The sequence below is a fragment of the Enterococcus sp. E5-162 genome (genome assembly GCF_035725965.1).
Taxonomy (GTDB): domain Bacteria; phylum Bacillota; class Bacilli; order Lactobacillales; family Enterococcaceae; genus Enterococcus_B; species Enterococcus_B lactis.
In genome coordinates this window covers 1-8,285 of record NZ_JAPRFV010000027.1, presented here as the reverse complement: position 1 = coordinate 8,285, position 8,285 = coordinate 1, and the positions used below count along the sequence as shown (strand labels likewise).

Below are 8,285 nucleotides of genomic sequence, written 5' to 3'. Positions count from 1 at the left end.
CCGAAAAGAAGGCACTCTCTTCGGGTTTTCGGTCTGTACTGAAATCAAGGTATTATTGGGAATCCCAGCTTAAATCATAGATACCGTAAGGGATTTTATTCTTTATTTAAAACTTTGCAACAGAACCAAATTAACAATAGTGGGAATACTTTGCCATTACTTATATTACTGGTTTAAGTTTGTTAGTATTAATTTATGACTTATATAAAAAGACTTTTATTTTTTTCTTTTGTAATTCTAAATAGGGGTTTAAGTCAAATATTTTAAAATGATTTCCTAAAAATCCTAGTACTGCTAGGAACGGCCCAGAAATCAGACTAAATATCCAGTGAACATTATTAGAGACATTTACTTTATCTAGTGCATAAAAGGATATTACCCCAATAATGGTAGCTAAAACCAATATTTCTATTGTAATTATTAAATTAGCTATTTTTTCTGCTTTATTTTCTTTTCTTTCACTCTCTTCCTTTTTAATATTATTAATAAGTTTATCTTTACGCTCGTTTTCCATTTTTAAATTAAGTATTTCATCTTTATGTTTTTTAGCTTGTTCATCCAGTTCTTTCTTTTTTAATTCTTCAATTTTAAGCAATACGCCCTCTACTGTCTCTGAATCGATCAATTCTGCATCGCCCTTGGTTTCGTCCATTATTATTTTTTCAGCTAAGCTAGCATACCTTAAAATTATCAAATCTTCTTTTGTAATAATTTTTTCCTTATTAAAAAGTTTTTCGCTTTCATCTAGGTACTTTTTCCAAAATCTTTCTGTAGGTGTTATTGCAGCATAACAATTAGCAATTAACCTTTTCTGTGGAAAATCAGGAGCCAAACCAGGGTCCTTTAACCAAACTAAATTGGTTAACATACTATCGTACAATACAGGAGGGATATAATTAACTTCTGTTGATTTCATAAAATCTCTGACTGTTTTTGCAAATGTCTTGTTAGTTGTTACAAATAAAGCTTTAGAATCTTCAATGTTTAAAGTTTTATATCCACTCCTCATTCTAAGAATCATGCTAACTGTTTTTACATCATTATTTAAAGCTTGTTCAAAAGAATCTTTCCTATAATTTAGACTATCTCTTAATACGTCAGCTAATCCCGCTTCATCAGTAAAATATTCATATAATTCGGTAGAAATTCTACTATCAGTATATTCTTCTGAATCTATATTTATATTTAATTCTTCTAATAACTTTTGAGGAATAGAATGTATCATTATATCGATATCTTCTGGAGCGTAACCTGAATCAATAAAAAATTTTATAGTATCATGCCCATCTCTACCTTTGTACAAATTGTGTTTCGTCCATGTTAATATATTTGTCATTTCATCTACATTATGATTAAAACAATATAATTGAGCTTCATTTTTTCTTAACATATCTATTAATTCCAAACATGGAACTTGCCTTTCTTTACCCGAAAAGCCTAAAGCGTATAACATAAACGAAGTATCAAAATAAATTCTAGTCTTTTTAAAATTTTCTTGTAATGCGTCTATACCATCAAAAAAAAGAACATCCTTTAACATGTTTCCTTTAACGATATCTAAGAGGAAGCTATAAATTTTATTATTGTTCTTTTTCGAATGATTAATAAAACTTGCAACTAGGTAAAAGGATTTAATTTCCTCTTTAGGAGAAACATAAAATTGATAATCAGGGTCTCTTTTATCTATTTCATTTAAAAATTCAATTTCATTTTGTTCAATAAAACTGTAAATATCATTCTCAGCTTCAGCTGAATCTTTTGTTATCTTATGCTCTAATTGAATATAACTACAATATTCTAGTATTAAATCATCATATTTATCTTCAAATTCTGTAGTCTGACTCATGTTATATTTAGATGTATCTATTAATTCGTAATTAGGATGATATAAGTATTTCTTCTGATCCGCATAATATTTTCTTTCAATAAGTTTTTCTTTGTCGAGTTTATTAAATATTTGATTTATTACAGCAGTTGGAATTTCTAAGTCATATTTTTCTTGAATTTCTTTTTTTATTATCTGCGGTGTTATGTATTTAAATTCTTTTAATCTAATTGTTTCTGCAACAAATGGTATAAAAAGAGAATAATAATCTCTGTTATATCGATTATTTACAGTCATTATTGCATATGAAACCAATTTATTCTTCAAAAAGACAATCCCTCCATAAAATGATTATAATACTCTTACTCATATTATAGTGATTATTCCTTATGAATTCTATACGATAGTTATTTTAATATTATAAATTTAATTATTTAATTTATTCCTTGGTTACAATAAAAGTAATAATTTCTTTTTATTCCTTTATCTCAAATTATTTCTTAATCTTATACACAGTATCTCTTGCCACATCTTTTTCTTCAGATATCTTCTTGATTAGCTCCTCTTACTTCAAATTATTCATGATTACATGATAAGTCATTCGATCTTCATATTTTTTATCCCTTTTTTAATTTTTTGATTTGTCAAATTAAGCTAGACAAAATATCTTTATTCATGTAACTCATAAATACTTCCAAGGGCGTTTGGTAATTCAATATTTTTCTAGGGATGTTGTTTCGTTTGTCTGCAACAGAAGAAATGAAACTTTGGTCCACCAGATTGAAATCCATCGCCTTAGGCAATCCGTCTTTTCGCAAGAGACCGTTGGAATGTTCATTCAGACCACGTTGCGAAGGTGTTCCTGGGTCAGCAAAATAGATGGCAACGTCGTGTTGGTTACTTAAAGCTTTCCAGTTAGAGAATTCTTTTCCGCAGTCAAAAGTGATCGATTTAAATAAATGCCTTGGAATGGCATTAAACCAATGATCCATGGTAGCTTCAATATCGCTGGCTCTCCGCCCATCGGGCTTCAAAGTAATAATAACCTTAGAAAGACGTTCTACCAAGGTAATGATGGCGCTCTTGTGATGAGCCCCCACAATAGTGTCGCCTTCGATATGACCGAACTCTTCTTCGAAGTCAGGATAATCGGTCTTTCTTTCAACAATATTCCGTTTGAAGGCTTGTTTTCCTCTGCGTTCTTGATGACCATTGGGTTTTCTTTTCCCTTTCATAGGAAGTGTAGCTTCATCGAAGACTTTTTCTTTAAACTGGCGGTAAAGAGTCCGCATAGAACAGCTGATGATCATTTCTTTTCGTCCAATAATGACATCAGGAGTCCAGCCTTGATTTACTTTTTCCTTGATATAGGTCTGTTGTTCTTTTGGTAAGATGATTTTCTGTCTGCCACACCGTTTCTTATTTTCTTTATATTGTTGGTAGTAATCGAGGGCCGTATGGCCTTCTTTCAAGAAATGAATGACATTATAAATGGGTGTTCGAGATCGTTTCAAGAACTCAGCAATTTTAGCGACTTTAATATTTTGGTGATAATAAGACTCTATCATCACTAATTCATCCGTGGTAAGATGGGTGTAGGTCATTCGTGATCACTCCTATGTTTTCTTTGGTCGGAAATACATTTTGAGTGTACCACGAATGGCTTTTTTATTTGTCTAGCTTAATTTTACAATCGGCGTATATTTATGTTACAATAATACTGACTTTTAAAAAAGGATTGATTCTAATGAAGAAAGCAGACAAGTCAGCCTCCTAAATTCACTTTAGATAAAAATTTAGGAGGCATATCAAATGAACTTTAATAAAATTGATTTAGACAATTGGAAGAGAAAAGAGATATTTAATCATTATTTGAACCAACAAACGACTTTTAGTATAACCACAGAAATTGATATTAGTGTTTTATACCGAAACATAAAACAAGAAGGATATAAATTTTACCCTGCATTTATTTTCTTAGTGACAAGGGTGATAAACTCAAATACAGCTTTTAGAACTGGTTACAATAGCGACGGAGAGTTAGGTTATTGGGATAAGTTAGAGCCACTTTATACAATTTTTGATAGTGTATCTAAAACATTCTCTGGTATTTGGACTCCTGTAAAGAATGACTTCAAAGAGTTTTATGATTTATACCTTTCTGATGTAGAGAAATATAATGGTTCGGGGAAATTGTTTCCCAAAACACCTATACCTGAAAATGCTTTTTCTCTTTCTATTATTCCATGGACTTCATTTACTGGGTTTAACTTAAATGTCAATAATAATAGTAATTACCTTCTACCCATTATTACAGCAGGAAAATTCATTAATAAAGGTAATTCAATATATTTACCGCTATCTTTACAGGTACATCATTCTGTTTGTGATGGTTATCATGCAGGATTGTTTATGAACTCTATTCAGGAATTGTCAGATAGGCCTAATGACTGGCTTTTATAATATGAGACAATGCCGACTGTACTTTTTACAGTCAGTTTTCTAATGTCACTAACCTGCCCGTTAATTTAAGTGTACTACTTCACAAAACGCATTGCTTATTACATATGTAATAAGCAATGCCACAACTCTTAAGTTAAGACTATAATGACAAATGTAACTAATAATATTTTTTACGGTGGATTATATAATGAAGTTAGCCACCGCTAACTAAAAAACGCCATGTGAATTTCATGTTATATTGAAGTTACCTTGAATGGCGAAAAAGGAGCAAGAGTATTTTTTTTCATATCACCTATTATAAGTTATCTTGACCTATAATAGGTGAGCATAACTTGACTATTTGAAAAAAATGTTTTAAGCTTTATGAGACGTTGGTAGAAAGATACGTGTTCATTTGAGCAGTATCTAGTATACAAATAGGATGTACAAAGGAGAATTTGGAAAATGACAGCATCTATAAGATTGTGGTTTAACCTTTTGAAATAATAATTAAATACTATTATTCAAAAGGTCCTGTTATATTGGCAGAAACAGGGGAGCAATCTGTCTATTTTTCAAATTCTATTTATCTAAGAAAATATAGATATGGAAATTGTCAAAAGAGGTAGAAATCTATCTCTTTTTTGTGTACCCAAAAATCTGTTGATTGCACGGCCTAATTTAAGGAGTGCAAAATAATGAAAAATATATCTTTAGAATTAAAAAATATAGAAGTAAATTTTGGAAACAAAGAACTAGTAGCCATTAAATATTTAACTGTATATGAGAATGATCGAATTGGCATTGTCGGAAGAAACGGACAAGGGAAAACAACGCTACTGAATCTTATCCAAGGAAAGTTATCACCAAATTCAGGGGAAGTTAACCGATTTGTGGAGTTTAATTACTTTAAACAGATGGAAGAAACCAATAATTTATACGAATTTGATGATCTTAACGCTGAACTTATTAGTCGATTCACTATTCCGAGAAATACGATCGAAGTACTAAGCGGAGGTGAAGAAAATAAATTACGTTTAGCTAGAGTGCTATCAAATTATAAGATGGGATTACTAATGGATGAACCTACAACTCATTTAGATGGAAAAAGTATACAACTATTAATAGATGAATTGAGCTATTATTATGGGACAATGATTCTCGTTAGTCATGATCGATACTTTTTAAATCAGTTAGTAAACAAGATATGGGAAATAGAAGATGGAAAGGTTACTGAATATCCTGGAAATTACAGTGACTATATGAAACAAAAAGAACAGAAAAAGTTAGAGGAAGCAAGAGGATTTGAAAAAGTTGAAAAAGAAAAAACACGTTTAGAACAAGCGATAACACAAAAAAGAAAACAAGCAAAAAAAATGAGTAGTGTTAGTGAAAAAAATAAAAAAAGAAATATTAAACCAGATCGACTTTCATCTTCTAAACAAAAAGATAGTGCGCAAAAAGCTGTTCAAAAATCAGCTAAAGCATTAGAGTCTAGAGTCAATCACTTGGAAGATATTGAAAAAAAAGAAACAATTAAACCTATACAATTTCCAACAAGTTCGGCATTGGAACTTTATAATCGTTTTCCTATAATGGGTCAATCAATTAATTTATATGCAGGAGATAAACTATTACTAGACAATGTGGATTTTCAATTTCCATTAGGGAAAAGAATTGCTATTACCGGGGACAATGGAACCGGTAAGTCAACATTACTACATTCTATTTTAAATGAAGCAGAAGGAATGATTGTATCAAAAAAGGTGATATTTAGTTCTTATAAACAGATGGATTATAAGTTAACCGGATCAGTACCTGTGATTGATTATTTAATGAAACAAACTGATTATCCAGAAAATACTGTAAGATCAATTCTGAATAATTTAGGATTCAAACAAACAGAAATTTTAAAACCAGTTAATACTTTGAGTGGTGGAGAAGCAATTAGGATTTCAATGGCTAGTTTATTTGTACGACCATCAAATGTATTAATTTTAGATGAACCAACAAATTTTATCGATATCCAAACAATAGAAGCATTAGAAGGATTCATTAAGCAATATCCTGGGACAATAATTTTCACGTCTCATGATAACTACTTTGTAGAAAAAATAGCTGATCAGATTTGGAAAATAACTGATAAAAAACTCTCTTTGATGAAAGGAGACGTTCTTTAATGGAGAACCAAACAAAAAATTGGCGAAAACAATTTATTCCATTAATTTTAGGTCAATCCATTAGCTTGATTGGCAGTTCAGCAGTCCAGTTCGCTTTGATGTGGTGGCTTGCAAGTCAAACAAATTCAGGTACAGTATTATCAATAGCAGGACTATTTGCTTTTTTACCACAGCTTATTATCGGCCCCTTTGCTGGGGTCTGGGTTGATAGAATGGATAAAAAGCGAGTTGTTATCGTCGCTGATCTGTTTACCGGGCTTGTTGCACTTCTTCTTTCACTCTCTATCATAGTAAGTGAACCACAAATAGCGTTTATTTTGATTTCGTTGTTTTTAAGAGCTGTGGCAAGTGTATTCCATACCCCTGCTATTCAAGCGATCGTTCCGACCTTAGTTCCAGTCGATGAATTAGTGGAAGCCAATAGTTGGAATCAATTTTTGCAATCTGGAGCGTATATGCTAGGTCCAGTTATAGGAGCCATTCTTTATTCAATAGTACCATTATGGGTCATTTTAATGACTGATACTTTAGGAGCGGTAATCGCATGTATTATTATCGGAAGAATCAACATAAAAAAAATTGCGGTATCTGGGGAAATAACACCCTATTTTGAAGAGTTAAGATTAGGTTTTAAAGAATTTATTCAGAATAGAAAAATTTTGAATGTTACCATTATTGGTGTTTGTGTGATGTTCTTTTATTTGCCACTTTCTTCTTTATTTCCATTGATGACAACAAGTCATTTTAAATTATCAGCTGCTTATGGAGGAATCGTTGAGTTTGTCTTTGCTTTTGGAATGCTTATAGGATCTATAGTGATTGGAAAACTCAATAGAAAACAGAATAAATTAAAGCAAAGTATTTATGGCTTGATAGGAATCAGTATAGTGACTGTATTGTCAGGTATTACATCGGTTAATCTTATTGGCTTTTGGCTATTTGTGTTCTGCTCTTTCTTAATGGGTGGTTTTGGGAATCAATTTAATATACCTTTTTACTCTTATGTCCAAGAAGAGATTCCTACAGAAAAGTTGGGCCGTTTTTTCAGTTTTTATGGCAGCATCATGAGTATAGCGATGCCCTTGGGATTGCTATTAGCTGGTCCAATGACTGATTTATTAGGAATAAATACGTGGTTTCTAATTGCAGGGACTTTTAGTTTAATGATAAGTATTATTGGGTACTTTAGTATTAAGTAAGTATACCTTTTTTGAAAATGAGGAGTCCATAGCTTACTAACTAAAGATAAAAAAGTCTAAAAAGTTTTTGTCCTAATGAATGTGAACTTTTACCCGAAAGCTAGAAACTCAAAAAAAAGAGGGTTTTTAGTTTTTGGGTTATTTTTTATTTTGTTTTCGCTATACTTTTATAGAATAGTTTGACTTATGACTATTAACGTATAAATATTGAGCGCTCCTACCTTGTTTTTTATAGGCGCCGATTGTAAAATTAAGCTAGACAAATAAAAAAGAGAAACTGTTGTAAACAAGTACACTAGTTTCTCTTCGGTTTTATTCAATATAATTTCTTTTATCCTTAATATCTTCTAACATTTCAATAGTTTCTTCAATTTTAGGAAGAATTTCTTCGTACCAAGACAATCTTTTCCTACGGATTAAAACACCTACAGCATGTGGCCTTGGATCAACTTCCTCCCAATAGGATTGTCGATCCAATATGACTTTTTTAAGATCCTCAAAATAATCTTTCGGGTTCTGTTGCAAAGTTTTAAATCTACTATCAAATAAGGTAGAATAATAGAAAAAGATAGCAGGAGGAATGACGATGAATCCTTTTAAAGGAAAGCAATTTCAGCAGGATGTGATTATTGTAGCCGT

The 8,285-nt window shown here is 31.2% G+C and carries 4 protein-coding genes and 1 pseudogene; 3 read left to right on the top strand and 2 right to left on the bottom strand.

What is annotated here, in order from left to right; all coding sequences use genetic code 11:
- Window positions 1-193 precede the first annotated feature (193 nt).
- Window positions 194-2,152, bottom strand: a complete 1,959-nt coding sequence (locus tag OZZ83_RS14480) for a hypothetical protein (protein WP_010706231.1) — start codon at window positions 2,150-2,152, stop codon at window positions 194-196.
- Window positions 2,153-2,469: 317 nt separating this feature from the next.
- Window positions 2,470-3,429, bottom strand: a complete 960-nt coding sequence (locus tag OZZ83_RS14475; protein ID WP_010706230.1) for an IS30 family transposase — start codon at window positions 3,427-3,429, stop codon at window positions 2,470-2,472.
- A gap of 208 nt (window positions 3,430-3,637) precedes the next feature.
- Between OZZ83_RS14475 and catA the strand changes: the two are divergent.
- From catA to OZZ83_RS14460, 3 genes and pseudogenes are all read left to right on the top strand, one after another.
- Window positions 3,638-4,357: pseudogene (gene catA, locus OZZ83_RS14470) on the top strand (type A chloramphenicol O-acetyltransferase).
- Between the two features lie 608 nt (window positions 4,358-4,965).
- The gene (gene abc-f, locus OZZ83_RS14465; RefSeq protein ID WP_010706272.1) at window positions 4,966-6,447 is read left to right on the top strand and encodes a ribosomal protection-like ABC-F family protein; all 1,482 of its coding nucleotides are present in this window, start codon (window positions 4,966-4,968) and stop codon (window positions 6,445-6,447) included.
- The gene (locus OZZ83_RS14460; RefSeq protein ID WP_010706273.1) at window positions 6,447-7,646 is read left to right on the top strand and encodes an MFS transporter; all 1,200 of its coding nucleotides are present in this window, start codon (window positions 6,447-6,449) and stop codon (window positions 7,644-7,646) included. Before abc-f ends, OZZ83_RS14460 begins: the two co-directional genes overlap by 1 nt.
- Window positions 7,647-8,285 lie beyond the last annotated feature (639 nt).

What these genes read in the sequence shown, in the direction of transcription:
- OZZ83_RS14460 (WP_010706273.1), top strand. Translation starts at nt 6,447, where the DNA reads ATGGAGAACCAAACAAAAAATTGGCGAAAACAATTTATTCCATTAATT.
- abc-f (WP_010706272.1), top strand. Translation starts at nt 4,966, where the DNA reads ATGAAAAATATATCTTTAGAATTAAAAAATATAGAAGTAAATTTTGGA.
- OZZ83_RS14475 (WP_010706230.1), bottom strand. Translation starts at nt 3,429, where the DNA reads ATGACCTACACCCATCTTACCACGGATGAATTAGTGATGATAGAGTCT.